At 62.5% G+C, this 25,234-nt stretch carries 23 protein-coding genes; 3 read left to right on the top strand and 20 right to left on the bottom strand.

Annotated features, from left to right (window positions below; all coding sequences use genetic code 11):
- Positions 1-6 precede the first annotated feature (6 nt).
- The 8 genes from L4923_RS19225 to L4923_RS19190 all read right to left on the bottom strand — a co-directional run bounded on the left by L4923_RS19225 (position 7) and on the right by L4923_RS19190 (position 9,218).
- Positions 7-1,008 (bottom strand): ABC transporter permease, encoded by a 1,002-nt coding sequence (locus tag L4923_RS19225; protein ID WP_239368049.1) that lies wholly within the window; start codon positions 1,006-1,008, stop codon positions 7-9.
- Positions 1,008-2,519, bottom strand: a complete 1,512-nt coding sequence (locus L4923_RS19220) for a sugar ABC transporter ATP-binding protein (RefSeq protein WP_343303650.1) — start codon at positions 2,517-2,519, stop codon at positions 1,008-1,010. The genes L4923_RS19225 and L4923_RS19220 overlap by 1 nt, the downstream gene beginning before the upstream one ends.
- A complete protein-coding gene (locus L4923_RS19215; RefSeq protein ID WP_239368047.1) occupies positions 2,516-3,931 on the bottom strand; it encodes an FGGY-family carbohydrate kinase in 1,416 nt (471 codons plus the stop codon). The genes L4923_RS19220 and L4923_RS19215 overlap by 4 nt, the downstream gene beginning before the upstream one ends.
- Before the next feature lie 14 nt (positions 3,932-3,945).
- Positions 3,946-4,845, bottom strand: coding sequence for a sugar phosphate isomerase/epimerase family protein (locus L4923_RS19210; protein WP_239368045.1), 900 nt, complete (start codon positions 4,843-4,845; stop codon positions 3,946-3,948).
- Positions 4,846-4,910: 65 nt separating this feature from the next.
- A complete protein-coding gene (locus L4923_RS19205) occupies positions 4,911-5,852 on the bottom strand; it encodes an ABC transporter substrate-binding protein (protein ID WP_239368043.1) in 942 nt (313 codons plus the stop codon).
- 53 nt (positions 5,853-5,905) lie between these two features.
- On the bottom strand, positions 5,906-6,895 hold the full coding sequence (locus tag L4923_RS19200) for an ABC transporter permease subunit (RefSeq protein ID WP_239368041.1): 990 nt from the start codon (positions 6,893-6,895) through the stop codon (positions 5,906-5,908).
- Positions 6,892-8,406, bottom strand: coding sequence for a sugar ABC transporter ATP-binding protein (locus L4923_RS19195; RefSeq protein ID WP_239368039.1), 1,515 nt, complete (start codon positions 8,404-8,406; stop codon positions 6,892-6,894). The genes L4923_RS19200 and L4923_RS19195 overlap by 4 nt, the downstream gene beginning before the upstream one ends.
- Positions 8,403-9,218, bottom strand: coding sequence for a DeoR/GlpR family DNA-binding transcription regulator (locus L4923_RS19190; RefSeq protein WP_425530975.1), 816 nt, complete (start codon positions 9,216-9,218; stop codon positions 8,403-8,405). The genes L4923_RS19195 and L4923_RS19190 overlap by 4 nt, the downstream gene beginning before the upstream one ends.
- A 188-nt stretch (positions 9,219-9,406) precedes the next feature.
- On the opposite strand from L4923_RS19190, the gene L4923_RS19185 reads away from it, so the two are divergent.
- Complete coding sequence (locus L4923_RS19185) at positions 9,407-11,509, top strand: bifunctional rhamnulose-1-phosphate aldolase/short-chain dehydrogenase (RefSeq protein WP_239368035.1); 2,103 nt, start codon at positions 9,407-9,409, stop codon at positions 11,507-11,509.
- Positions 11,510-11,579: 70 nt separating this feature from the next.
- On the opposite strand, the gene L4923_RS19180 is transcribed toward L4923_RS19185, so the two are convergent.
- The 6 genes from L4923_RS19180 to L4923_RS19155 form a co-directional block, all read right to left on the bottom strand.
- Positions 11,580-12,224 (bottom strand): TerC family protein, encoded by a 645-nt coding sequence (locus L4923_RS19180; protein ID WP_425530977.1) that lies wholly within the window; start codon positions 12,222-12,224, stop codon positions 11,580-11,582.
- Positions 12,225-12,491: 267 nt separating this feature from the next.
- On the bottom strand, positions 12,492-13,253 hold the full coding sequence (locus L4923_RS19175) for an SDR family NAD(P)-dependent oxidoreductase (RefSeq protein WP_239368031.1): 762 nt from the start codon (positions 13,251-13,253) through the stop codon (positions 12,492-12,494).
- 105 nt (positions 13,254-13,358) lie between these two features.
- Complete coding sequence (locus L4923_RS19170; RefSeq protein ID WP_239368029.1) at positions 13,359-14,171, bottom strand: ABC transporter permease; 813 nt, start codon at positions 14,169-14,171, stop codon at positions 13,359-13,361.
- Entirely contained in the window at positions 14,171-15,037 is an 867-nt protein-coding gene (locus L4923_RS19165) for an ABC transporter permease (RefSeq protein WP_239368027.1), read from the bottom strand. Before L4923_RS19165 ends, L4923_RS19170 begins: the two co-directional genes overlap by 1 nt.
- Before the next feature lie 95 nt (positions 15,038-15,132).
- Positions 15,133-16,293: a polyamine ABC transporter substrate-binding protein gene (locus tag L4923_RS19160; RefSeq protein WP_239368025.1), complete on the bottom strand. Its 1,161-nt coding sequence runs from the start codon at positions 16,291-16,293 to the stop codon at positions 15,133-15,135.
- Positions 16,277-17,407, bottom strand: a complete 1,131-nt coding sequence (locus L4923_RS19155) for an ABC transporter ATP-binding protein (RefSeq protein ID WP_239368023.1) — start codon at positions 17,405-17,407, stop codon at positions 16,277-16,279. The genes L4923_RS19160 and L4923_RS19155 overlap by 17 nt, the downstream gene beginning before the upstream one ends.
- Before the next feature lie 179 nt (positions 17,408-17,586).
- Between L4923_RS19155 and L4923_RS19150 the strand changes: the two genes are divergently transcribed.
- Positions 17,587-18,390 carry a helix-turn-helix transcriptional regulator gene (locus L4923_RS19150; protein WP_239368021.1) on the top strand — a complete coding sequence of 268 codons (804 nt, stop codon included), beginning with the start codon at positions 17,587-17,589 and terminating at the stop codon, positions 18,388-18,390.
- Between the two features lie 111 nt (positions 18,391-18,501).
- Here the strand turns inward: L4923_RS19150 and L4923_RS19145 are convergent, their stop codons facing one another.
- The 3 genes from L4923_RS19145 to L4923_RS19135 are packed head-to-tail and all read right to left on the bottom strand — an operon-like array spanning position 18,502 to position 22,356.
- Positions 18,502-19,467 (bottom strand): substrate-binding domain-containing protein, encoded by a 966-nt coding sequence (locus tag L4923_RS19145; protein WP_239368019.1) that lies wholly within the window; start codon positions 19,465-19,467, stop codon positions 18,502-18,504.
- Positions 19,454-20,776, bottom strand: a complete 1,323-nt coding sequence (locus L4923_RS19140) for an ABC transporter permease (protein ID WP_239368017.1) — start codon at positions 20,774-20,776, stop codon at positions 19,454-19,456. The genes L4923_RS19145 and L4923_RS19140 overlap by 14 nt, the downstream gene beginning before the upstream one ends.
- Positions 20,773-22,356 carry a sugar ABC transporter ATP-binding protein gene (locus L4923_RS19135; RefSeq protein WP_239368015.1) on the bottom strand — a complete coding sequence of 528 codons (1,584 nt, stop codon included), beginning with the start codon at positions 22,354-22,356 and terminating at the stop codon, positions 20,773-20,775. The genes L4923_RS19140 and L4923_RS19135 overlap by 4 nt, the downstream gene beginning before the upstream one ends.
- A 220-nt stretch (positions 22,357-22,576) precedes the next feature.
- On the opposite strand from L4923_RS19135, the gene L4923_RS19130 reads away from it, so the two are divergent.
- Positions 22,577-23,614 carry a LacI family DNA-binding transcriptional regulator gene (locus L4923_RS19130; protein WP_239368013.1) on the top strand — a complete coding sequence of 346 codons (1,038 nt, stop codon included), beginning with the start codon at positions 22,577-22,579 and terminating at the stop codon, positions 23,612-23,614.
- 97 nt (positions 23,615-23,711) lie between these two features.
- Here the strand turns inward: L4923_RS19130 and L4923_RS19125 are convergent, their stop codons facing one another.
- The 3 genes from L4923_RS19125 to L4923_RS19115 form a co-directional block, all read right to left on the bottom strand.
- Positions 23,712-23,957, bottom strand: a complete 246-nt coding sequence (locus L4923_RS19125; protein WP_239368011.1) for a type II toxin-antitoxin system Phd/YefM family antitoxin — start codon at positions 23,955-23,957, stop codon at positions 23,712-23,714.
- A 33-nt stretch (positions 23,958-23,990) separates the two neighbouring features.
- On the bottom strand, positions 23,991-24,581 hold the full coding sequence (locus tag L4923_RS19120) for a DUF1349 domain-containing protein (RefSeq protein ID WP_239368009.1): 591 nt from the start codon (positions 24,579-24,581) through the stop codon (positions 23,991-23,993).
- 90 nt (positions 24,582-24,671) lie between these two features.
- Positions 24,672-25,205, bottom strand: a complete 534-nt coding sequence (locus L4923_RS19115; RefSeq protein ID WP_239368007.1) for a response regulator transcription factor — start codon at positions 25,203-25,205, stop codon at positions 24,672-24,674.
- Positions 25,206-25,234 lie beyond the last annotated feature (29 nt).

Below are 25,234 nucleotides of genomic sequence, written 5' to 3'. Positions count from 1 at the left end.
CGCCCCTCAAATCCTGCCGCGCCGGCGCAGCATGTCGGCGAGCACCGTCGCCAGGATCAGCAGGCCGATGACCGCGCGCAGCCAGTAGGCCGAGACGTTGACGAAGATCAGCGCCGAGCCGATCGTGGCGAACAGGATGGTCGCCAGCGTCGAGCCGATGACCGTGCCGGAGCCACCGAGGATCGACACACCGCCGATGACGGCGGCGGTGATGACGGTGAGTTCCAGATTGGGCGGCACCGTCGACTGGATCACCTGCAGCTGCGTTGCGAACAGGATGGTCGCCAGCCCGGCGAAGGCGCCATGGATGACGAACACCGCGACAGTGCGGCGCTCGACGGGTATGCCGGTGGCGAGTGCCGCCTCCGCATTGCCGCCGATGGCATAAAGCGAACGACCGAAGGCCGAGTAGCGCATCCACAGTGCAGCAAGCACGGTCAGGACCACCATGACGACCAGCGGTACCGGCAGGCCTAAGACACTCTTCTGTGCAATCAGGAAGGACGGCGGCAGATTGGTGATCCAGGTACCACCGGTGACGCTGATCAGCCCGCCGCGCATGATCGACAAGGCACCGAGCGTCACCACGATCGAAGGGATGCGCGCATAGGCGACCAGACCGCCGATGCAGGCATTGACCGCCATGCCGACCAGCACCGGCGCCAGCCAGGCGATCCAGATGGGATAGCCGGCGACCGCCAGCGTACCGGAGATCGTCGCCAGCACGCCGATCAGCGCGCCGACGGAGACGTCGATATGGCCGGTGATGATGACCATGGCCATGCCGATGGCAGCCACCGCGATATATGCATTGCCAGAAAAGATCGTGGTCAGGTTGTTGGCGCTGATGAAACGCGGATTGACCATCGTCACGACGATGAACAGGGCGACGACCGCGGCCAGCACGACCAGTTCCTGGCCGTAGTCGGCAAACAGCCGCCGGAAGAAGCCTGGCCTTTGCGCGCCCGATGCCGGGCGGGTCGGTGGGAGATCGACGACGGCACTCATCAGGCGGCCTCCCCACTCTGATGCGCGGTCATCGCCATGCCGACCCGTTCGGGCGTCGCGTCCGCCCTGTCGATCTCGCCGGTGAGGCGGCCGCCGCTGATCACCAGCACACGGTCGCTCATGCCGAGCACTTCCGGGAGCTCGCTGGAGATCATCAATATGGCGACCCCCTGTTTCACCAGCTCACCCATGATGGTGTGGATCTCCGCCTTGGCGCCGACATCCACGCCGCGCGTCGGCTCGTCGAGGATCAGCACTTTGGGATTGGTCTCCAGCCATTTGGCGATGACCACCTTCTGCTGGTTGCCGCCCGACAGTTCGCCGACCGGCTGTGCGATGTTGCGGCAACGGACACTGAGGCGCTTGACTGCGTCGAGCGCACGCTGCGCTTCCGCCCCGGCCTTGATGAAGATGCCAGCCGAGAAGCGCTCGATAGAAGCCATCGAAACGTTCTTGCGGATCGCCATCTGTTTCACCAAGCCTTGCTGGCCGCGATCCTCCGGCACATAGGCGATGCCGAGGTCGCGCGCCTGGCGCGGCGAGGTGATGGCGACCGTCCTGCCCTCCAGGACGATCTCGCCCGAGGTCGCCGGCGTCATGCCGAACAACGTGAGCGCGAGTTCGGTGCGGCCGCTGCCGACCAGGCCGGCAACGCCGAGGATCTCACCGCGCCGCAAGGAAAAGGAAATATCCTGCACATGGCGGCCGTGATTGAGGTTCTTCACCTCCAGAACCGTGTCGCCGATCTTGGCGTCGGCCTTGGGGAACAGGCTGTCGATCGGCCGGCCGACCATCATGGAAACGAGTTGTGCTTCGTCGACTTCGCCAATGTCACGGGTGGCGACATAGCCGCCGTCGCGCAGCACGGTGACGCGGTCGGCCAGCGCGAAGATCTCCGGCATGCGGTGGCTGACATAGACGATGCCGACGCCGCGTTCGCGCAACTGCCGCACCACCGCCATCAGACGCTGCACGTCCGACTCCACCAGCGAGGCGGTCGGTTCGTCCATGATCAGGATGCGCGCATTCTTGGAAAGCGCCTTGGTGATCTCGACGCGCTGGCGCTGCGCCACCGACAGCGTCAGCACCTTGGCGTCGACATCGAGGTCGAAGGTGTCGAGTTGGTCCAGAAGCGCGCGCGTGCGCGCCCGCACTTCGGCCCAGTCGATCCAGCCGCCCGGCCTGCGCGGGTAGTTGCCGAGGAAGACATTTTCCGCGACGGTCAGCTCGGGAAACAGCAACAGCTCCTGATAGACGGTGGCTATGCCGGCGGCCGACGCATCGCGCGTGGAAGCGAACTTCATGTCCTTGCCATCCACCGTGATGGTGCCGGCATCGGGCGAATAGAGGCCCGACATCATCTTGATCAGCGTCGACTTTCCGGCGCCGTTTTCGCCGAGCAGCGCATGCACTTCGCCCGGGCGCACGTCGAAGCTGACATCCTTCAGCGCCTTCACGCCAACGAAGGATTTCGACATGCCGGTCAGGCTGACATAGGGGGCGGCACTCACAGGCTTGCCTCCCTTTTCTCGGCACGCGCGGCATCCCGAGCATTGCCGGCCAGTTCGCGCCAGCGGTCGCGATAGGCTTCGAGGCCCGCCACGCTGCTCGCCGCGACCGGCACGGTCTCGTCGCGGAACGGCATCGTTCCGAGCGCCTTGAAGGCAAGGGCGGCTGCGCCCGTTGCAGAGCCTTCGCTCATTTCGGAGTGAATGACGGTCTGGCCGGGGCGCAGTTGTGCGAGCATTGCCGTCAGGAGCTCGATCTTGGCGAGGCCGCCATCGACCACCAGGAGATTGTCGGAGCGGATCAGGTCGAGCGACAGGTCCGTCATCATCAGCACATAGAGCGCGGCAACGGCTGCGCGCTCCTCGCCCTCGACATCACCGCCGACGATCTTGCCGCTGATCTCCGGAAACGGCCCGCCGGCGGCCCAGGAAGGCAAGGCGAAGATGCCGCGCGCCATCACACGCTCGACCGCCTGCTGCGAGATCGGCTGGTTCCAGTTCTCGCTGATCAGGTCGTATTCACGGCCACCCATGAAGCGCAGAGACGGCGCCGGCTCACCGTCGACCGTGACATTGGAAATCATGTCGCGCTCCTGGTCGAGCGCGTCGAGCGGGCAGTCGAGATTGATGATGATGACCCAGGTGCCGGTCGAGACCAGCGTGAAGCCGGACAGGCCAGTCATGCGGTAATAGGCAAGTGCCGCATTGGAATCGTGCACGCCGTTGTGGACGCGGATTGAGCGGCTCGACCCGTCCGGCAAAGCAACGAGCGTCTCGCCGATCACGGCGCCCGCGGGCTCTATCTCCGGGAACATCTCGCGCCAGCCCAGCCGGTCGACCAGCGAGGAGAAGTCGCGCTTCAGCGGAGCCCATAGCTGGCTGTGCGCACCGAGATAGGACCATTCCGCCAGCGGGCGGCCGGAAAACCGCCAGCCCCAATATTGCGGATAGCAGAGGATCCACTGCGTATCGGCAAAGGCTTTCGGCTCTTCCTGCTTCAGCCAATAGATGTGGCGCGCGATGGAGAAGCCGAGCGGCAGCCAGGGCGTGTAGGTCTCCGAGAAATCCGGCAGCATCGGGTCGATCACCCGGGCGGTCGAGGGCGGGATCTCCTGCTCGTAATCCAGCACGGGATGGAGAAGCTCATCGCCGCGCACCAGAGCGAAGGCGCAGCCATGCGCCGAGACCATCAGCCCGTCGACATCGTGCTTGGCAACGACATCGGCGAGCTCACGGCTCATCCAGGCGAACAGGCGCTCGTCGTCGAGCACGTGCCGGCCACGATAATCCTTCCACACCGGTTTGGTGCGGCGCTCGTCCAGCAAGGTACCGTCGGGCGCAAACACAAACAGCTTCGAATTGGTCTTTCCGAGATCGAAAACTGCGAGTGTCCCGCTTGATGTCCGTTGGTTCACCGTCGCCTCGTAACTCACGCACCGGGCCTGTGGCTCGCGGTGACCAGTTCCTGTTTGCGACGCGCCGTCTCCAGCCCGACATCGATAAAGCGACGCGCGTGTTTGGCCAGCTCCATGTTGTCCTGCCAAAGATTGCGCCAGATAGCGGTCTTGCGCGACAGCTTTTCGTCGACAATTTCCGAGGAGAAGGATTCGAAGGTGATGTCATCCGCGTAACCGATGGCCACCAGAGCGTCGAAGATCGCCACCCAGTCGATGCTGCCGGTGCCAAGGAAGCCGCGATGGCTTTCACCGATGTGAAAATATCCGATCTTTCCCGCGGCGTGGCGCAGCGCCAGTGCGACGTCGGCCTCCTCGATGTTCATGTGAAACGTATCGAGATGGAGAAAGATATTGTCCGACCCGCTGGTCTCGATGAAGGCAAGCCCCTGCGCGGCGGTGTTGAGCAAATTGCTCTCGAAGCGGTTCACGATCTCGATATTGAGCGAAACGCCTGCGGCTTTCGCCTTTTCCGCGACCTCGGCCAAAGTGTGCGCGCTGCGCTTCCAACTGTCGGCGGTCGGAGCGGAAGTCTCCAGCCCGTGCGCCGTCTGGAGTATGCCGGCAAGCTTGCTGCCGCCAAGGTCCCGCGTGAGAGCCACCGTCCGCTCCAGAATGTCGACGCCACGCTCCGCTGTCGCCTTGTCGGCGCTCGATATGTCGCCCTCGGCGGGCAGACCGATGCTTATGGCGACGCCAAGGTCTCTGTCCGCGATGCTCTTGGCCAGGCGTGGAATGTCCACATGCGAGGGGTCCAGATAAGAAAGCTCGATGAGGTCGAAGCCGGCTTCCCTGCTCTGGTCGAGCGTCTTCTCCAGCGCCTCGCGATTGGAGCTTGCCGACCAGACGAATGAATGGATCCCGATACGCGACATGAAAATCTCCAACGATCTGCAGGAAATCGCAGCCGGCCCGGAAGCCGGCTGCATCAAGTCGAGGGCTAGCGAGCCGCGGTCCAGCCCTTGTACTCGCCGACATTTTCGGCCGTGATCAGCTTGGGATCGAGCAGGATGACATTCGGTTCGACCTTCTCGCCATTCATGATCTTGGCGGCAAGTTCCAGCGACTGCGCAGCCATGCCGTAAGGATCCTGGGAAGGGGTCGCCTTGAACGGCGTGTCGGCGCCCTTCTTCAGTTCCGCTTCGACATCCGGCGAGCCGTCGACGCCGGTCAGAATGAACTCATTGCGGTTGAGCTGCTTGGCCGCCAGGACGACGCCCATGCCGGTCGGGTCGTTGATCGCGAAGATCCCGTCGATTTTTGGGAATTTGGTGAACAGCGCCTGTGCAACCGCGAAGCCGCCGTCGCGCGACGCCTTGCCGTCCTGGTCGTCGGAGAGGACCTTGATCCCCGATGCGGCACCGAAAGCTTCCTTGCAACCCTTCACGCGATCGGCGATGGACGTCACCTGCGGGCCATTGACGATGATGACCTCGCCGGTCCCCTTGAGGTGATCGACGATGTACTGGCACGCCTGCCGCCCGGCAGAGACGTTGTCGGTCATCACCGTCACATCAGCCCCTTCCGCGCCGACATCGAAAGCCGCCACGACAATGCCGGCGGCCTTGGCCTTGGCGATGGCCGGGCCGATTGCCTTGGGGTCGACGGCGTTCAGCATGATGATGTCGACACCTGCCGCGATGAAATTATCGATCTGCGAGAACTGCTTGTTGAGATCGTAGTCCGATGAAACCGACGTGACTTCCACGTTGGGGTTGATCGACTTCGCCTTGTCGGTGATGCCGTTGATGGTGGCCACGAAGAACGGGTTGCCCAACGAGCCGACGGAAATGCCGACCTTGTTGAGATCCTTGGCGTGAGCTCCGGCAATCGCCACCGATGCAAGCAGTGCCGCCAAGGCAGCCTTCACTACAAATTTCATTTCTTCTCCTCCCGGTTGTCACAATTATCGTTGTTGAGGTTTCGCCAGTGCCATCATGTCCGGGCACCTGCCTGCAGCCGGTAGCGGTCCAGAGCGACTGCGATGATGATGACCAGACCTTTGATGATGTACTGCCAGATGTCCGACACGCCGGCGAGAATGAGGCCGTTGGACAGGACAGCGATGATCAACGCGCCGACAAGCGTGCCCCAGATCGAACCGACGCCGCCGACAAAACTCGTGCCGCCGAGTATGACGGCCGCGATCGCGTCGAGCTCATAGGATTGGCCAAGCTGCAAACCGTTCGCCGCGTAGAGGCGAGCCGCCGACATGGCGCCGCCGAGTCCGGCAAGGAGCCCGGACACGCCATAGACGAAAAGCAGGACCAGCGGCACCTTTATGCTGGCCAGCCGGGCGGCTTCGGCATTGCCGCCGACGGCGTAGATCCAGTTCCCCAGCACGGTGCGCTTCAGGATCACCCATGAGATGACGACCACGGAAAGCGCGATGATGACCAGCCAGGGAATGCGCAGGAACGAACTGTTCGCGATAAAATCGAACGGCAGGTCGGAGTTGAAAACGGTGGTATCGCCGCCCAGCAATCGTGCGACGCCGCGGACGGCAGTCAACGAGCCCAGCGTCACGATGAAGGGCGGAAGCTTGATATAGGCGACGAGAATTCCGTTGATCAGGCCGAAGCCCAAGCCGACGAGTATCGCGGCAGGCAGTCCGAGCATGCCGATATCGGGCATCAACGAGACGATGATGGCAACCATGGCCGATGCGGCCAGGATGGACCCTACCGACAGGTCGATCCCGCCGGTGAGAACGACAAACGTCATGCCCGCCGCGAGAACGATGTTGATCGCGGACTGCTGCATCACGATCAGCAGGTTGGTTTCGGTGAGAAAGCGCGGGTTGATGTATTGGAACACCAGCGCCAGGACGACCAGGATCGGCAGCATTCCTGCCGCCGCAAACAGCGAGCGGAAACGCGCCGACGAAGGCGCGGAAGCCGGGGAGATGTTCGTTTCCTGACTCATTGCCCTGCAGCCCCGGTTGCCAGCTCCATGATCGCCTCCTGGCTGATCGGTCGGTCAGGCTGGGATGCCACTTCTCCCACCAGCCTTCCGTCGCGCATCACCAGCGCGCGATCGGCGACGCCAATCACCTCCGGCAATTCGCTCGAAATCATCAGGATGCCGACGCCGCGCGCCGCCAGGCCATCGATCAGGCGGTAAATCTCCGACTTGGCGCCGACGTCGACGCCGCGCGTCGGCTCGTCGAGGATGACGACCTTTGGCTGGGTCTCCAGCAGCCGCGCCAGCAGTACTTTCTGCTGGTTGCCGCCCGACAGCGAACCGACATTGACGCGACCGGATTTGGTGCGAATGGATAGGCTTGAAATTGCTTGCGCAGATCGTTTCTCGGCGGCTGCGAAATTGCGGAGGCCGAGCGCATAGGCATCGCCGGATTGCACGCCGATGTTGATGTTGTCGGAAATCGACATTTCGAGGAACAAGCCGAGTTGCTTGCGGTCCTCGGTCAGGTACGCGATGCCCTCCCGAAACGCATCGATCGGGGAGTTGATGGTCACGGGACGGCCGGCAAGTTTCATCGTGCCGGCCCGGCGCTGGTCCGCGCCGAAGATCAGGCGTGCGAGTTCGGTGCGACCGGACCCGACCAGTCCGGAAAGCGCCAGCACCTCGCCCTTGTGTAAGTCAAAGGAACAGTCTTTCAAAAGGCGGCCATCGGACAGTCCGCGAACCTCGAGCACGACTTCGCTGGCGGCCGAAGGGCTGCGATGATCTTTCTTGTAAAAAGTCGAAAGGTCCCGGCCCACCATCATCGAGACAAGGCGCGAGGCACTGAGTTCTGAGCGTTCCAGCGTGCCCACATAGCCCGCATCGCGAAGGACGCTGACCCTGTCGGCCAGCTGATAGATCTCTTCCATCCGGTGGCTGATATAGATGATAGCAATGCCCTGGCGCTTCAGTTCGGCGATGACGTCGAACAGCCGATCCGTCTCGCGCGTGGTCAGCGAGGTGGTCGGCTCGTCCATGACGATGATCTTGGCATCCGCGGACAGCGCTCGCGCGATTTCGACCATTTGTCGCTCGCCCAGCGAAAGGGCTGCCACCTTGGTGCGCGGCGCCAATGACAGGCCCAGACGTTTCAGGGCTGCCGTTGTGCGCATGGCCATCGCGCCGGCGTCGACGATGCCGAAACGCCGTGGCTCATTGCCGAGAAAGATATTCTGGGCGACCGTCAAATTCGGAGCGAGCGAAAGTTCCTGGTAGATCACGGCGATGCCGTTGTTTCGAGCGCGCTTGGGATCGCCACCCGGCATCGCCACCCCGTTGACGAATATCTCGCCTCCGGGATCTGGCCGATAGGCGCCCGACAGCACTTTCATGAGCGTCGACTTGCCGGCACCGTTTTCACCCATCAGCGCGTGCAACTCGCCCGCCTGGACGGTCAGCGATACGCCGCGAAGCGCCCGCACCGCCCCGAACGTCTTGCTGATGTTGCGCATCTCCAGCGCCGGGGTCATGCCGATCCTCCAGTCGCCATCAACACCGTGACACCGGCACCTTCCAGCATCTTGGCAGCCTGATCGGACAAGCCGTCATCCGTAATGACCGTGCCGACGCGCGAGAGCGGCAGCGAGACATTGCGCGCCTGGATCGAGAATTTGCGGCTGTCGGCCAGCACGATGACCTGGTCTGCCTGCCGGCTGAGCTCCTGAATGGAGCGAACCATCAAGGGATGAGATTCCAGCAAGCCGTCGGGGCCGATGCCTTGCGCGCCCAAAAAAAACTTCGAGGCATAGAAATCGGCGGACTGCGACGGCGAATAGATGACGCGCGGCTCACGGTGCAATTCGCCGCCGGCAATCGTCAGGTTGCATTTGCCGTGCTCACCCAGATAGGCGGCAAGCGGCATGGAATTGGTGAACAGGCGGACGTTGCGTTCCGCCAGCTTGACCCCAAGGTGGTAGCAGGTCGAGCCACCATTGACGATGACGGCATCGCCATCCTGCACCATGGTCGATGCCAGTTCGGCGATTTGACGCTTGGCGTCGACGGCGAGATCCCGGTTTTCATCATAAGGCCGGGCGAAGGCAGTGGTCTGGGAGGCCGCGCCGTCGAGGGCTGAGATGCCGCCATAGACCTTCCGTGCACCGCCGGACTGGTCGATCTTGTCGATGTCGCGCCGGATGGTGGCCGCCGAAACGCCAAGATGTTCCTGCAGCTCGCGCACCGACGCAAAGGGCCGATCGCGCAGCAGCTCGATGATCTGCCGATGGCGGACCAAATCGTTCAAGCCAAATCCTCCCGTGACGACCCGAGAACCGAGCGCCATGATCCAAGTTACGCAAAAATGAGGATCACGCAAGCCATTTGTGAAAAACTTCGCTCATACTGCAATGCATATAAGCAGTTAGCAGGCGCAATATGATTGACTTCAATCTTTCATGATTGACAAACTGCACACATTGGCCTGATTTTACGCTCGTGCCGCGCCCGGGAGGCCGGCGGGAGGATTTCGACATGCTCGACAAACAGCCGGCGCGGCTCGCCAATCTCTGGAACGACGGGAAGGCTGCTGCGATGAGCGAGCCGGAGCGGCTCGTCTATCGCTCCAATCTCTTGGGTTCGGACAAGCGCATCACCAATTACGGCGGCGGCAACACGTCATCGAAGGTCTGGCAGAAAGACCCGTTGACCGGCGAGGACGTCGAGGTCCTGTGGGTGAAAGGTTCGGGCGGCGACAGCGCTTCGATCAAGCTCGACGGCTTCGCCACGCTTTACATGGACAAGCTGCGCGCGCTGAAGAACCTCTATCGCGGTGTCGAGCATGAGGACGAGATGGTCGGCTACCTGCCGCACTGCACCTTCAACCTCAACCCGCGTGCGGCTTCCATCGACACACCTCTGCATGCCTATGTGCCGAAGCCCTTCGTCGACCACATGCATCCCGACGCGATCATCGCCATCGCGGCTGCCCGGAACTCCGAAAGCCTTACGAAGACGATCTTCGGCGACACGATCGGCTGGCTGCCATGGAAACGGCCAGGCTTCGAACTTGGCCTGTGGCTGGCGAAATTCTGTGCCGAGAACCCTGAGGCGCGCGGCGTCATCCTGGAAAGCCACGGCCTTTTCACCTGGGGCGACACGCCAAAGGCGTGCTACGAAACAACCGTCGACGTCATCAACCAGGCCATCGACTGGTTCGAGCGCGAGACAATGGGCAAGCCGGCCTTCGGCGGCGCGGTCACGCGGTCCTTGCCGGCGCCCGAGCGGCGCGCCATTGCAGCGAGGCTGATGCCGATCGTGCGCGGCATGATCTCGAAGCCCGGTGCTGCGAAGATCGGTCATTTCGACGATTCCGACGCGGTGCTCGAATTCGTGAATTCGGCTGAGTTGCCGGCGCTTGCGCCGCTCGGGACCTCCTGCCCCGACCATTTCCTGCGCACCAAGATCCGGCCGCTGGTTATCGGCTTCGATCCCGCCAAACCGGACATCGATGCTGTCGTGGCGGCGCTGCCTGCCGCGCTCGACGCCTACCGCGCCGACTACCAGGCCTATTACGAGCGCTGCAAATATGCCGACTCGCCTGCGATGCGAGACCCCAACGCCGTGGTCTATCTGATGCCGGGCGTCGGCATGTTCACCTTTGCCGCCGACAAGGCGACCGCGCGCATCTCGGCCGAATTCTACGTCAACGCCATCAACGTCATGCGCGGTGCGGCGGCTGTCTCCTCCTATGCCGGCCTGCCGGAACAGGATGCCTTCGACATCGAATACTGGCTGCTCGAGGAAGCCAAGCTGCAGCGCCTGCCGAAACCAAAATCGCTGGCCGGACAGATCGCCTTCGTCACCGGCGGCGCCGGCGGCATCGGCAAGGCGACAGCCATCCGGCTTTTGCGCGAGGGCGCCTGCGTGGTCGTGGCAGACATCGACGAGGCGGCACTCGGCACAGCGCAGGATGAACTGGGCAAGGTCTTTGGCAAGGATTTCGTGCGCACCGTCAGGCTCGACGTGACCGACGAAGCCGGCGTTGCAACTGCCTATGCCGACAGTGCGGTCGAATTCGGTGGAGTCGACATCCTGGTATCCAATGCCGGCATTTCCTCTGCGGCGCCGGTCGAAGACACTGAGCTGTCGATGTGGAACCGCAACATGGATATCCTCGCCAAGGGTTATTTCCTGGTGTCGCGCGAGGCTTTCCGCACCTTCAAGCAGCAGAAGCTCGGCGGCAACATCGTCTTCATCGCTTCCAAGAACGGGCTTGCCGCCTCACCCAATGCCGCAGCCTATTGCACGGCCAAGGCAGCCGAGATCCATCTTGCCCGCTGCCTGGCACTGGAGGGCGCGGACCATCAGATCCGCGTCAATACGGTGAATCCCGACGCCGTGCTGCGCGGTTCCAAGATCTGGACCGGCGAATGGCGCGAGCAGCGCGCGGCTGCCTATTCCATGCAGCCGGACGAATTGGAAGAACACTACCGCAAGCGTTCGATGCTGAAACGCTCGGTGTTCCCGGAAGACATCGCCGAGGCGGTCTACTTCCTGGCGTCCGACATGTCGGCGAAATCGACCGGCAACATCATTAATGTCGATGCCGGCAACGCACAGAGCTTCACGCGCTGAACACCAAGCAGTGGACCGCTGCGCGTGAGACGACCGGCATCGTCAAATGCCGGTCGCCTGCTTCAGGAAGTTACGCTCCAGTCACGTAAGGCAGCAGCTCGAGCGTACCGCGATAGATCATGTCGCCGGCCACATAGAGGATGACGACGAGGCCGACATAGGCGATCCAGCGATGCTTCTGCAGCAGGTTGGCGATGAAGCTCGCGGCGATGCCCATCAGCGCGATCGACAGGACGAGCCCAAACACCAGGATTTCCGGGTGTTCGCGCGCCGCACCGGCAACCGCCAGAACGTTGTCGAGTGACATCGAAACGTCGGCGATGACGATCTGCCAGGCGGCCTGGGCAAAGGTCTTGTTCGGGACAGCCGTTGTGCCGCCATGCGGAACGTCACCAGCGGCTTCGAATGCAAGCGCCTCCTGGCCGTGGCCACTTTGCAGCTCGCTCCACATCTTCCAGCAGACCCAGAGCAGAAGCAGGCCGCCGACGAAGAGAAGCCCGACGATCTGGAGAAGCTGGGTGGTGGCGGCAGCAAAACCAATGCGCAGGACGGTGGCGGCGATGATGCCGATCAGGATCGCCTTGGCACGCTGGTGCCTGGGCAGGCCTGCCGCGGCAAGGCCGATGACGACGGCATTGTCGCCGGCCAGCACCAGGTCGATCATGATGACCTGGAACAGCGCTGTCATCGCTTCGGGAGTCAGGAAGGAATTGATAAGTTCAGTCATACGGCACCCTTTGTATCTGCAGGGCGGCGTAGCTTTCAGAGCTGCTCTGGCGCGATCGCGCTAGCGTATCAACACTGCCAGAATTCAGGGACGTCTCAGCCAGGCCACCGGATTGAAATCCCAGTCCGACATCACAGCCTGGATGGCTGCCAGAGGGGCCCGGCCTGGTGGACCTCCCCTACTCGACATGGCGGCAAAATTCAATGCCCAATGCCAGAGGGCGCACGCCGAACGGCGACGGCCCCGTTCGAAACGTCAGACGACGGTCTCGCCGCCATCGACGACAAGGATCTGCCCGGTGACATAGGAAGAGCGATCCGAAACCAGGAACAGGATGGGCTCGGCGATCTCGGAAACCTCCGCCCAGCGGCCGAGCGGCACCTTGGTTTTTATGTATGTCTCAATCGCGTCGCGCCCGCCCATCTGGGAAATGAAAGGCGCGTTGAACGGCGTATCGACCCATCCCGGACACAATGCGTTTACGCGCACGCCAAAGCGCGCGTAGTCACCCGCCATCTGCCGCGTCATGGCGATGACCGCATGCTTGGTGGTGGTGTAGGCGATCATTTCCCGATCGTAGAGTACGCCCGAACTGGAAGAGGTGTTGAGGATCACGCCGCGGCCGGCTCGTTTCATGATCGGCATGACGGCACGCGCGGCCATGAAATGCGCGCGCACGTTCAGATCCCAGGAACGGTCGAACCCCTCAACCTCGACCGTCTCCAGGTCGCCGGCGATCTGAACGCCGGCGTGATTGTGCAATATGTCGATCCGGCCATGACGATCGGAGACCGCAGCAATCCCCTCGCGCAAGGCCCGATCGTCCGTGACATCGAGCGCGAGCTGCTCGGCGCTGCCGCCGGATGCGCAGATACGCTGCACCGTGCTGGCTGCCTTGGCCGCGTCGATGTCGGCCACGATCACATGTGCGCCCTCGCGCGCCATGATGGCCGCGCCGGCTTCGCCGATACCCGAGCCTGCCCCGGTGACGACAGCAACACGATTGCGAAGGATCATGACAGTTCCGTCCAAAGCAATTCCAGGAAAAGTGTGAAACGGTTTTCCGTCCGGAATTGCGTTAAAACAAAGAGCTAGAGCGTTTCCGTGAAAAACGGGAAGGCCCTAGCTGGCAATTTTCTTTTCGCGCATGAGGATGCGCGCAATGACGATCAGGACCAGCGAGGCCACGAGAACCATGGTTGCGACAGCGTTGATCTCCGGGGTGACCCCACGCCGGATCGACGCGAAGACGTAGATCGGCAAAGTCGTCTTCGAGCCGGCAACGAAGAAGGCGATGATGAAGTCGTCAAAGGAAAACGTGAAGGCAAGGAGAAAGCCCGCGACGATGGAGGGCCTGATCTGCGGCAGCACGATTTCGCGGAAGGTGGTGAGGGGAGAGGCATAGAGGTCGCCCGACGCTTCGACGATATCGCGCCCGAGGCTGGCGATGCGGGCCTTCACGATCATCGTGACGAGCGCCATCGAAAACAGCCCATGCGCCGCGATGATCGAACCGTAGCCGAGACTCAACTTGGGAACGTTGGTGCCCGGCCAGACGCTGGCCAGCATCGGGTTGACGAAGGAGAACAGCTCCGCCAATGCAACCAGGGTCGCGATGCCTATGACGACGCCCGGCACAACGATCGCCGCCGCAAACAGGCCGTCGAAGATGGCGCGAACGCGTGGGCCGACACGCTCCAGACCGATGGCAGCCATGGTTCCAAAAACCGCAGCCAAACCTGCGCTGGTAAAGGCAATGATCAGGCTGGTCTGCAACGCTTCCATCAGGAAGGGATTGGAAAGCGCGCGGCCGTACCACTGCGTGGAGAAGCCTACGAGCTCGCTGGCGTTGCGCCCCGAATTGAAGGAGAACAGGACGACCAGCGCGATCGGCGTATAGAGAAACAGATAGACTGCAAAAACCAGCGCGCGCATCACATCAGATCCACCTGGCGGGTGCCGGCGACACGCCATGCGATGCGCATCGCGATGAGCAGGACCATAACCACCACCGCAACGAGCGTGACTGCGATGGCCGAGCCGAATGGCCAGTTGCGCGACTGCAGGAACAAATCCACCAGCGCGTTGCCGATGAAGAAGACCTTTCCTCCGCCGAGCAACTGCGGGATCAGGTATTCGCCGAGCAGCAGGATGGTGACGAGCGCGATGCCGGTCATGACGCCGGGCAGCGAGAGCGGCACCGTTATGCCGAAGAAGGTCGAGAATGGATGCGCGCCGAGGTCGGCCGAAGCCTCAAGCAGGCGCCGGTCCAGCTTTTCGAGGCTGACATAGATCGGCAGGATCATGAGCGGCAGGTAGCCATAGACGATGCCGAGCAGGACCGCGCCCGGCGTGTTCAGGAGCCGCACGTCGCTGAAGCCGACGAGGTCGAGGAGGTGCGGGATGCCGCGCCCGCCAAGCAGGTACATCCAGGCATAGGTGCGTACCAGCATGCTTGTCCAGAACGGGACGACGACAAGCGAAACCAGCAGCATTCGATGTCTCGGATCGGCTTTGACGGCAAGATAATAGGCAACAGGATAGGCAACCAGCAGGCACGCCAGGGCCCCGATCGGAGCGAGCGTCAACGTGTTTGCGAAAGCCGCGGCGCGCGCGCCCAGATTGGCGAACTGAGCGAGCGTGAACGCCGGCTGGTAGCCACCTTCCGGCGCCCGTTCGCCGAAGGAAAAGACGATGATCGCTATGAACGGCAGCACCAGGAAGACGACGAGCCATGCCGCTGCCGGTCCGAGCAGCATGGCCGTGACCATCCGTCTCCTATTGTCTGTCGAGATCATCATCGACCTGCCAACATGCGCTCACTTTCGAGAAAGACCATCCGATCCTGCCGCTGACGCGAGGATCAGATGGCGTGGATAAGGGAGAGCGCAGCCGCTCAAGCCGACTTGAAACGCGCCATCAGTTCAGCCCGGCCCGGATCGGTGAGCGTGACGGCCGCGCCAAACTCCAGCGGCGTCAATGCGGCCTCGTCTGGATAGACGATCTTGTTGGACACGATCTCCTTCGGCAGCAGTTCCAGCACGCGGCTGTCGGTGGTGGGAGCGCCGTTCGCGGTATGCTCCTTGACCGCGACTTTCGGGTCCATGAGATAGTTGAGCAATGCGTAGCCGGCCGCCTTGTTGGGTGCGTCCTTGGGGATTGCGTAGTAGTCGGTCCAGATCTCGCCGCCGTCCTTGCCGAGGATATAATGGATCTCGGGAATGTCGCGATTGAGCTGGGCACCGTCATTGGTCCAGCACATCGTCATCCAGGCGTCGGTTGCCCGCATTGCCGGCTGATAGTCGCTGTTGATGGCAAACAGATGCGGCTTGACCTTGATCAGCAGCTCTTCCGCCTTTGCAAGGTCCTCGGGCTTGATCGAGTTGAAGTCGAGGCCGAGCGAAACCAGCGCGCTGCCGATGGTGGTGAGCTGGTAGTCGTGCACCATGGCGCGTCCGTCGGCCTCGCCCTGCGCGATTTCGAAGAAATCCTTCCAGCTGGTGAGCGGCGCCTTGATCTTTGACGTGTTGACGGCAAAGCCGGTCGTGCCCCAGTTCTTCGGCAGCGCATAGGTCTTGCCGTCGATCTGCCCTTCCTTGGTGAAACGCGGATTTTCCGACGCGGCGCTGAAGTTCGGCAGCTTGGCCAGATCGAGTTCATCGATGAGACCGAGCTTGTGGTAGGTGGCGATGGTGTAGTTGGTGGGCACGAACAGCGACCAACCGGTTGCACCGGCCTGGAGCTTTGCCAGCATTTCCTCGTTCGAGCCGAAGACATTGACCTCCACGGCGACACCGGTTGCCGCCTTGAAGTTCTCGAATGTCGCCGGGTCGTGGTAGTTCGGCCAGGTGGCAATCGACATCTGAGATCCTAGATCTTCGGCATAGGCCGGCGTCGAAATCGCGCCCGGCACGCGCGACATGACTGCGGTCGCGAGCCCAAGACCGGTCGCGGTGAGGAAATGGCGTCTGGTCACCGAACCGCGCTTGAGCCGCATGAATTCATCCATGAAGCCTTGAGCTGTGATCGGCAGATTTTCCTTATGTCTGTTGGCCATGTGTGTTCCCTTCTGGTTGGGCTGCATGCGAAGCCGGAAAGAGATGGGCCGCGGCGGGATCGAAGCCGAGACGAACTGACTGCCCCGGTTCGACAAGCTGACCCTCGTCAGTGCTGCGGTCTGCAGTTACGAGAAAATCGCCGAGCGCCGGGACAGACACCGAATATTCGACGGAGGATCCGAGGAAGATCCTATGCGTCACCGTGCCGGCGAAACCTTCGCCGCGCGGTTCGCCGCCGGGCGTCAGCCTTATTGCCTCGGGTCTTATTGCCAGCGTCGTTTCGCCGGCGCCTATGTTGCGCTCGGCGCCCACGTCCAGCGCGGAGCCGTCGGGCAGGCGAAGCGTGCGGCCGTCGGCTTCGAGCGTCGCTTGGATGTGGTTGGTCTTGCCGACAAAGTCGGCCACGAACAGGTCGGCGGGACGATCATAAACATCCTGCGGCGCCCCCAATTGCTTTATGGCGCCCCCGCTCATCACACAGACGAGATCGGCCATCGACAAGGCTTCTTCCTGGTCGTGGGTAACGAGGACGAAGGTGATGCCAAGCTCGCGCTGGAGCGTTTGCAATTCGATCTGCATGGCCGAGCGCAGCTTCTTGTCGAGCGCTGCCAAAGGCTCGTCGAGGAGCAGAACCGACGGGCGGTTCACCAGGGCACGAGCCAGCGCCACGCGCTGTTGCTGGCCGCCCGACATTTCATGGATGCGGCGATTGGCAAAACCACCCAGCCGAACCATTTCCAGCGCTTCACCGACGCGGCGCTTTATCTCCTGCGCCGGAATTCTGGGGCGCATCTGGCGAAGCCCATAGGCGACGTTCTGCTCGACATTGAAGTGCGGGAAGAGCGCATAGTGCTGAAAGACCATGTTGACCGGGCGGCGATATGGCGGAACGCCGTTCATGCCGCTACCCGCGATCAGAACCTCGCCCGAGGTCGGCTGCTCGAACCCGCCGATCATCCGCAGGCATGTGGTCTTGCCGCAACCGGACGGTCCAAGCAGCGCCAGAAAGGCGCCCTTCGGGACATTCAGGCTGATGTTCCTGACGGCCGTTACGGCGCCATACGCCTTTGTGACCGAACGGAACTCGATGTCGTCCCTCGCAGCACTTCCCACTTAACTTCCCCATTATCGGCGGCCGGCAATCTGCGCTGCCCTGCCACCCTTTTGGAGGTCAGCCTATTCAGGAATGCATGGCGAGATATATACCCCGAGAGTGGTATTTTTTCCGATTTGTTGCCATGGGAGGTATATGCCCTCGAAGGGAACGGTCCTGCGAGGAAGGGAGCCGGTGGGTGAGTATAGACGTTGAGGGATTGCTCGCAGCCTTTCCGCCCACCGTCGGCCGGCAGTCGATGGACGACGCCGAAGTCGGTGAGACCCTCCACCGGATACTGCGAGCGCTGGTTCGGATCGATCACCTGGTCATCTTCGCCTATCGCGGCAAGGAGAGACCGATCGATCTCTACGATACTTTCAACGCGCAAGAACGCATCGTCTTCGTGACACTGTACCAGGCCGGTCCCTACCTGCTCGACCCGTTCTTTCACACGGCCATCCAGCGGAGAACCGGCGTATTTCGGATGCGGGAACTGGCGCCCGACCGCTTCTTCTCCAGCGAATACCACCGCACCTATTACATCCAGACCGGGCTCGCGGAAGAGGTCGGCTTCTTCATCCCGCTCGATGACGAGATAACGGTCGTGCTTTCTCTGATGCGCAGCGAGAAGACCGGACCTTTTCCGCCGTCCGAGTTCGCGCTGATCCGCAAAGCGGAACCGCTGGTCTCGGCCATGGTGCGCCAGTTCTGGTCGCAGATCGCGCCACGTTTTGACGCAGCGAAGACCGGCAAGCGCCGCGGACGCAAAGCAGAAGCGTCGCGCCCTCCGGTCGATACGGTGTGGCGTGATCTCAACCTGACCTCGCGCGAAGCGGCCATCGTCGAACTGGTGCTGCAGGGCCATTCATCCGAGTCGATCGGACTGCGCCTCGGCATCTCGACGGGAACGGTGAAGGTCCACCGGCGCAACGTCTACCGCAAACTCGGCATTTCCTCGCAGATCCAGCTTCTGTCAATCTACCTCGAGCGACTGGAATGACGACCTGGGCGGCACGTTCCAGCCGCGATGGCGACTTCACCGTTGCCGAACCGGTGAAACGCGACGGCGGCCGGCGAATGATCGCCGGCCGCTGTCGTCGGATATCGCCTCCTACAGGCCGTTATCCTTCAGGATCTGCGGCGCGTTTTCCTTGGTGATCGTCAGGGTCGGCAGGATGACGGTCTTCTCGACCTTCTCGCCACCGAGGAATTTCAACGCCTGGCGCAGACCTTCGGCGCCCGGCGTGGCGTAGAGGAAAGTCGCCGACAGTTCGCCCTTGTTGACGAGTTGCACGCCCTCATTGGGCAGGCCGTCGATGCCGATGAACTTGATGTCCTTCTCGCGCCCGACATCCTTGGCGGCGAGATAGGCGCCATAGGCCATCGGGTCGTTGTGGCCGTAGACCAGGTCGATCTTCTCGTTGTTGCGCAGGGCGGTTGCCATGATGTTGTAGGCCTGATCCTGCTTCCAGTCGCCCGACTGCTTGTCGAGCAGGTACTTGATGCCCGGCTCCTTGTCGGTGAATTCATGGAAGCCATCATGGCGATCATGGGCGGCCTGCGTGCCCATGCCACCCCAGATCTCGACGACATTGCCGGCAGCCTTGCCCTTGCCGCCGAGAAGCTCGACGGCATATTCACCCGCCGCACGGCCGATCAGCTTGTTGTCGCCGCCCACAAACTGCGTGAAATCCTTGGTCTCGACATTGCGGTCGAGCACGAAGACCGGGATCTTGGCCTCGATCGCCTTCTGCACGACGCCGGTGAGACCGGCCGATTCCTTCGGCGAGATCAGCAGTGCATCGACCTCCTGCTGGATCAGGTTCTCGACATCGGCGACCTGCTTCTCGGTCTTGTCCTCGCCGTCGGTGATGATGAGATTGACGTTCGGGTGCTTGGCGGCTTCGGCCAGGATGTCTTTGTTGAACTGCGCGCGCCACGGCTCGATGGTGGTGACCTGGCTGAAGCCGATGGTCCATTTCTTGTCTTCGGCGACGGCACTGCCCGGCATCAGCACGGTGGTGGCAGTGAGCATAGTCGTCAGGGCCGTCAGCCCCAGGAATTCACGGCGTTTCATTTGCGTTTCCTCCGATTGATCGAGACTGCGTCTCTCTTGTCGTCCGCTCCTCCGCGGACGTTGGCACCAACGCCGACCGCTTCCGCGGCAGGCGTAAATGGGAAAAGAGGTCGGCGGCGTTGCGCTCCTGTACGAGCACGGTGCCGATGATGATCAGGCCCTTCAGCACGAGCTGTAGGTTCGAATTGATGTTGTGCAGCTGCAGGATGTTGGAGAGCAGCCCGAAGATCAGCACACCACAGAAGGTGCCGGCGAGACTGCCGCGGCCGCCCATCAAGCTGGTGCCGCCGATGACGACGGCTGCGATGGCGTCGAGCTCCAGCCCGGCGCCGGCATCCGGTTTGCCCTGGCGGTATTGCGCCACATAAAGCACGGCGGCAATGCCGGCGAGCAGGCCCGACATGGCATAGGTCGCGATCTTGACCCGGCCGGCGGCAATGCCGGACAGCTTGGCGGCTTCCTCATTGCCGCCGATGGCATAGACATAGCGGCCGAATGGCGTGAAGCGCAGCACGGCGCCATAGAGGATGATAGCGCCGAGGAAGAACAGTCCTGGCATCGGGATGATGCCGAAGGCGAGCGAACGCAGGACTTCGAAGTCTTCAGTCGCGTTGGAGCCGGTATAGACCGGCAGCACGGCATTGTTCTGCCCAGCGGTGAGGCGGGCGATGCCGAGCGCCGTCACCATCATGGCCAGCGTGACGATGAAGGGCTGCAGCCGGCCCGCGACGATGATGACGCCGTTCAAGGCGCCGAACAGCAAGCCGACGCAAGGTGCGACGATCAGCACGCCGAGCACGCCGAACTTGGAACCGACCTGCGGCAGCAGGAACCACAGCGCCAAAGCACATAAGATAACGCCTGCCACGGCAGGCAGCGCTACACCACGCACCGTATCGAGCTGGGCGGCGCGATGCGGCGCGCCCTCGGCGGACTTGGCGAGATTGGCGAACAGGAAGCGGGTGGCCACCACGCCAATGAACAGGGCGACGAAGGCGACCGCTGGAAGGCCCATGACAGCTGCCGGCGTGGCACCGGGCATGGTCAGGAGCATCGCCGTCACCACCGTGCATATCGCCATCAGCGAACCGACCGAAAGATCGATGCCACCCGTGATGATCACCGCCGTCATGCCTGTGGCGATCAGGCCGGTGGTGGAGACCTGCCGCAGCACGTCGAGCAGGTTGCCGTAGGACAGGAAGATGTTGCTGCCCTTGGAGGTGACCGGCGAGGAGAAAACGCCGATCAGGAAGATGGCGATCAGCCCCCAGTAAAGCTTGGTGCGCGACAGGACCCTCAGCGCGCTCATGCCGCCGTCCGTCCGTTGGCATGCCGCGGTGCTGCCAGTTGCATGATGCGTTCCTCGCTGGCTTGGTTGCGGGGGAGAATGCCGGTCTGGCGGCCTTCGGCCATCACCAGGATGCGATCCGACAGGTGCAGCAGTTCCGGCATCTCCGAACTCACCACGATGATGGCCAGCCCCTGGTCGGCGAGCTTGAAGACGAGGTCGTAGATCTCCCGTTTGGCGCCGATATCGATGCCGCGGGTCGGCTCGTCGAGCAGCAGGATGCGGGGCTTGGTGGCCAGCCACTTGCCGATCACAACCTTCTGCTGATTGCCGCCGGACAAAGTGTTGGCGATCTGGTCGATGCCGCTGCAGCGGATACCGAGCGCCTTGACCGCCTCGTCGGCCAGCGCCTTTTCGCCGGATACGGAGCGCAGGCCGAAACGCGACAGCGCGCCGACCAATGGCAGCGCGACATTGTCGACGATCGAGGCCTTGAGATAGAGGCCTTCCGCCTTACGGTCCTCGGTGACCAGGGCGATGCCGAGATGGCGCGCATCGCGCGGCGAGCGGATCGCCACCGGCTTGCCGTCAAGCCGGATATCGCCGTCGACCCTGCCCTGGGCGCTGCCGAAGATCGCCTGCAGGATTTCGGTGCGGCCGGCTCCGAGCAGACCGCCTATCCCCAGGATCTCGCCGCGCCCGAGATCGAAGCTGACGCCGGAAATCACCCGCCGCCAACCGTTGCGATCCGCGCGATCGAAGGAAAGGTCGCGCACCGTCAGGATCGGCATGTCGTAATGGGCAGCGCGCATCGCCGTGGACGCATCGAGCAAAGTGCGCCCGACCATGGCGGCGATGAGCTTGTCCTCGTTCAGCTCGCTCATGGCGCGCGTCAGCACATGGCGGCCGTCGCGGAACACGGTGGTGCGATCGGCAAGGTGCATGACCTCGTCGATGCGGTGCGAGATGTAGACGATGGCGACGCCCTGTGCGGCCAGCTGGCGCATGATGCGGAAAAGCCGCTGGCATTCGGCCGGCGACAGCGCCGAGGTCGGCTCGTCCATGATCAGGATGCGGGCATTCTTCGACAGCGCCTTTGCGATCTCGACCAGTTGCTGTTCGCCGACGCGCAGGCCGCCGACCCGCGCCTCGGGATCGAGGTCGATGCCCAGCGATGCGAGCAGGGTGCGCGACGCGGCGAGGCTCGCCTTGCGGTCGACGATCAGGCCTGCGATCAGCTTTTCCCGACCGAGGAAAATGTTCTCGGCCACGGTGAGTTCGGGGACGAGATTCAGTTCCTGATGGATGATGGCGATGCCGGCGTCCTCGGCGTCGCGCACGCCGGAAAACCGCACCGGCTGGCCGGCAACCGAGATCGTTCCGTCGTAGTCCGTATAGACCCCGGAAACGATCTTCATCAGCGTCGACTTGCCGGCGCCGTTTTCGCCCATCAGCGCGTGGATCTCGCCGCGCCTGAGATCGAAACTGACGTCGCTCAGCGCCACGACGCCGCCGAAGGCCTTCGAGACGTTGTTGGCGGCGAGCACGGGCTGCCCCGGCGAAGGGGCGCCATGATCCTGTGGAAATTCACGGTCGGCCATGACAGGAACGGCCTCCCTACCGCGCTGCCAGTCACGGCAAAAAGCTAATCTAAACGTTTCGAACTAGTCAAGGATGGAGTTAGAGGCTCAAGGCGATGTTTTTTTGATTCTTGCTAAAAACAGGAGAATTCCATAGGTATTGGCAATTGATGCGCTTCAAAACGTTTCGAAAATGACCGAGCCAGGCCTCAGAAAATCCCGAAAAAGCGGCGCGCCCACCATGCTGCACGTGGCGGAAGCTGCACGCGTTTCGGTGGCAACGGTGTCGGCCTATATCAACGGCACGACCACGGTCAGCCAGGAGCTTTCCGGCCGCATCGAACAGGCAATCCGCGAGATCGGCTACAAGCGCAACGCCATCGCGCGCAGCCTCAAGCTCGGCACCACGCGTACCATCGGCCTGACGGTGCCGCACATCACCAACCCGTTCTTCACCGACGTCGTCTCCGTCATCCAGCAGGCCTTCGACCGCGCCGGCTATGCGGTGATGCTGTGCTGCACCGATGAGGACCTGAACAACCAGGACGAACAGATCCGGCTGCTGCTCGACCGCATGGTCGACGGTCTGATCATCGCCCGCGTCGGCGACGGCGCCTATCTTAAAGAAACGGTCGAACGCGCCAATGTGCCGGTCGTCCTGGTCGACCGCGAAGTCGACGGGGTCGACAGCGACCGGGTCGTGCTCGACAACCACCAGGCCGTGTTCGAGGCGATCACCTACCTGCTCGAACTCGGCCACCGCCGCATCGGCTACATCACCGGCGCCTTCAACATCACGCCGATGCGCGACCGCATGACAGGCTATCATGAAGCGCTGCTCAATGCCGGGGTGGCCTTCGACCAGAGCCTGGTGCGTTCCGGCGACCTGCACGAGGCCGACGGCTACACCGCCGCCATGCAACTGCTCTCCCTGCACGACCGTCCGACCGCGATCTTCTCCGCCAACAACCCGATGGTGGTCGGTGCCATGAAGGCGATCCGCGACCTCGGCCTGTCCTGCCCGGAGGATGTCTCCGTCATCTGCTTCGACGATTTCCCCTGGGCCGATGTCTTCAACCCGCAGCTGACCACGATCGCCCAACCGGTGCAGGCAATCGGCGAGCAGACAGCGAGCCTGTTGCTCGACCGCCTCAACGGCAATCGCGAAGCGCCTTCGCGCAGGCTCGTGCTGAAGGGACGGCTGATGGTGCGCAATTCTTGTCGGCCAGTGCAGGCGCTGACCAGCGTGCCGACAGTGGTTGCTGCCTCTTCTACCTGATCAGCGTGAAGGTATCCCTACCCTCCTCAAAGGGTAGGACAATCGCTTGTGGCTTGTGCGGGGCATTCCCTTCACTCTTCCGGAAGGGCAACCGTGTTCATGCGCCGCCGCCAAACAACGTCTCGATCCGATCGCCGCCCATGCGATCGAAATCGTCCGGCACAGAGAACTGTCCGGCCATGAACCCGACACGACGGGTTCGCCGGCTGCCGGAGCCTTCATTGCGACGACTTTTTACTATCGGCTTGCCGGATCTGGCGATGATAAACGGCTCACCCTTTGCTGCTTTATCGATGAGGCGCGAGAGATGTGTCTCAGCCTCTCGAATATCAACGATGCGCATAAAGTCTCCAACGATTAACGACAACTGAACCCGCTAGTCCGCTGCGTGGAGCTCACGCGGGATCGCTTCGCCGACGGCAAAGCCGGAGAAGGACACGTCAAAGCCCGGCCCTTGCGGCGAGCAGGCCATGACGCCGATGCGTGCCTCGGTCGCCGGGAACGGACAAAGCCGCGCCATCTGCCAGGCCATGTCGCCGACTGCATATTGCACGCGCACGGCGTCATCATGACGGGTCAGCCTGACACGGACCGGGTCGGTCGGCCGCGCGGAAGGCAACGGAATGACGGACCAGTCCGAAACGCCGCGCGTGACGACGACGGAAAAATGCATCATGCCGTCGGTGTATTCGATGCCGGCCTTGATCCAATGCTGCTCGTCCACGCGCAGGAAAAGCCCGGCTTGGTCATAGAGATCGGCATAAGCGCCGAGCACGGTTGCCTCCGCGGTAAAGTCGCCTGTCACCGGGCAGGTATAGGCATGGCCGCTGTCGCGGATGAAACCGTAGAAGGTCTCGCGCCAGAAATCCGTGTCGGGCTCGGTCCTGAGTTTCAGTGCATCGGGGTTGCCTGACTCGGGGCCGGACCAGGACTTCGGCTCGTTGAGCCAGGAAAACTGCGCTGCCATGGATGAAGACCGTCCGCTTGGGTGAAGGCGTCGAGAGCCTACTGTCGTCAAACCCCGGACTTTGTCAAAGTGCGATGCAGATGCCGATCGTCATTTCACCGGCCGCTTCTCCAGCTTCCTTGCCAAAGTGCGACGATGCATGCCGAGGCGGCGGGCGGTTTCGGAGATGTTGAAATCGGTGTCGACCAGTGTCTCGTGGATGCGTTCCCATTCCAGGTTCTTGATCGAAGTGGGGCGCTGCGACAGCGGCACGTCAACATCGCCTTCCGTCCTGCCGAAGGCGGCCTCGATGTCGTCGGTGTTGGCGGGCTTGGCGAGATAGTGGCTGGCGCCGAGCTTGATCGCCTCGACTGCCGTCGCGATGCTGGCGAAGCCGGTGAGCACGACGATGCGGATCGCCGCGTCGCGGGCATGGAGCGCCTTGACGCATTCGAGGCCCGAACCCGTGCCGAGCTTCAGGTCGACCACGGCGAATTCGGGCTTCTCGTGTTCGAGAAATTCGGTGAGAGCCTGCACGCTGTCGCAGACATGGACGACGTAGCCGCGTTTCTCGAAGGAGCGCGCCAGCGTGCGCGCAAAGGCGGCGTCGTCTTCGACGATCACGAGCGAACGGTCAGATGCCATTTTCGTCTCCTGCCTAGAGTGTTTCCATT

The sequence above is a fragment of the Terribium retamae genome (genome assembly GCF_022347545.1).
In the GTDB taxonomy this organism is placed as follows: Bacteria; Pseudomonadota; Alphaproteobacteria; order Rhizobiales; family Rhizobiaceae; genus Mesorhizobium; species Mesorhizobium retamae.
This window is presented reverse-complemented; position numbering and strand designations above follow the sequence as displayed.

What these genes read in the sequence shown, in the direction of transcription:
- L4923_RS19160 (WP_239368025.1), bottom strand. Translation starts at nt 16,293, where the DNA reads ATGGCCAACAGACATAAGGAAAATCTGCCGATCACAGCTCAAGGCTTC.
- L4923_RS19165 (WP_239368027.1), bottom strand. Translation starts at nt 15,037, where the DNA reads ATGATGATCTCGACAGACAATAGGAGACGGATGGTCACGGCCATGCTG.
- L4923_RS19130 (WP_239368013.1), top strand. Translation starts at nt 22,577, where the DNA reads ATGCTGCACGTGGCGGAAGCTGCACGCGTTTCGGTGGCAACGGTGTCG.
- L4923_RS19140 (WP_239368017.1), bottom strand. Translation starts at nt 20,776, where the DNA reads ATGAGCGCGCTGAGGGTCCTGTCGCGCACCAAGCTTTACTGGGGGCTG.
- L4923_RS19185 (WP_239368035.1), top strand. Translation starts at nt 9,407, where the DNA reads ATGCTCGACAAACAGCCGGCGCGGCTCGCCAATCTCTGGAACGACGGG.
- L4923_RS19135 (WP_239368015.1), bottom strand. Translation starts at nt 22,356, where the DNA reads ATGGCCGACCGTGAATTTCCACAGGATCATGGCGCCCCTTCGCCGGGG.
- L4923_RS19205 (WP_239368043.1), bottom strand. Translation starts at nt 5,852, where the DNA reads ATGAAATTTGTAGTGAAGGCTGCCTTGGCGGCACTGCTTGCATCGGTG.
- L4923_RS19225 (WP_239368049.1), bottom strand. Translation starts at nt 1,008, where the DNA reads ATGAGTGCCGTCGTCGATCTCCCACCGACCCGCCCGGCATCGGGCGCG.
- L4923_RS19210 (WP_239368045.1), bottom strand. Translation starts at nt 4,845, where the DNA reads ATGTCGCGTATCGGGATCCATTCATTCGTCTGGTCGGCAAGCTCCAAT.
- L4923_RS19175 (WP_239368031.1), bottom strand. Translation starts at nt 13,253, where the DNA reads ATGATCCTTCGCAATCGTGTTGCTGTCGTCACCGGGGCAGGCTCGGGT.
- L4923_RS19120 (WP_239368009.1), bottom strand. Translation starts at nt 24,581, where the DNA reads ATGGCAGCGCAGTTTTCCTGGCTCAACGAGCCGAAGTCCTGGTCCGGC.
- L4923_RS19170 (WP_239368029.1), bottom strand. Translation starts at nt 14,171, where the DNA reads ATGCGCGCGCTGGTTTTTGCAGTCTATCTGTTTCTCTATACGCCGATC.
- L4923_RS19195 (WP_239368039.1), bottom strand. Translation starts at nt 8,406, where the DNA reads ATGACCCCGGCGCTGGAGATGCGCAACATCAGCAAGACGTTCGGGGCG.
- L4923_RS19190 (WP_425530975.1), bottom strand. Translation starts at nt 9,218, where the DNA reads ATGGCGCTCGGTTCTCGGGTCGTCACGGGAGGATTTGGCTTGAACGAT.
- L4923_RS19145 (WP_239368019.1), bottom strand. Translation starts at nt 19,467, where the DNA reads ATGAAACGCCGTGAATTCCTGGGGCTGACGGCCCTGACGACTATGCTC.
- L4923_RS19125 (WP_239368011.1), bottom strand. Translation starts at nt 23,957, where the DNA reads ATGCGCATCGTTGATATTCGAGAGGCTGAGACACATCTCTCGCGCCTC.
- L4923_RS19200 (WP_239368041.1), bottom strand. Translation starts at nt 6,895, where the DNA reads ATGAGTCAGGAAACGAACATCTCCCCGGCTTCCGCGCCTTCGTCGGCG.
- L4923_RS19115 (WP_239368007.1), bottom strand. Translation starts at nt 25,205, where the DNA reads ATGGCATCTGACCGTTCGCTCGTGATCGTCGAAGACGACGCCGCCTTT.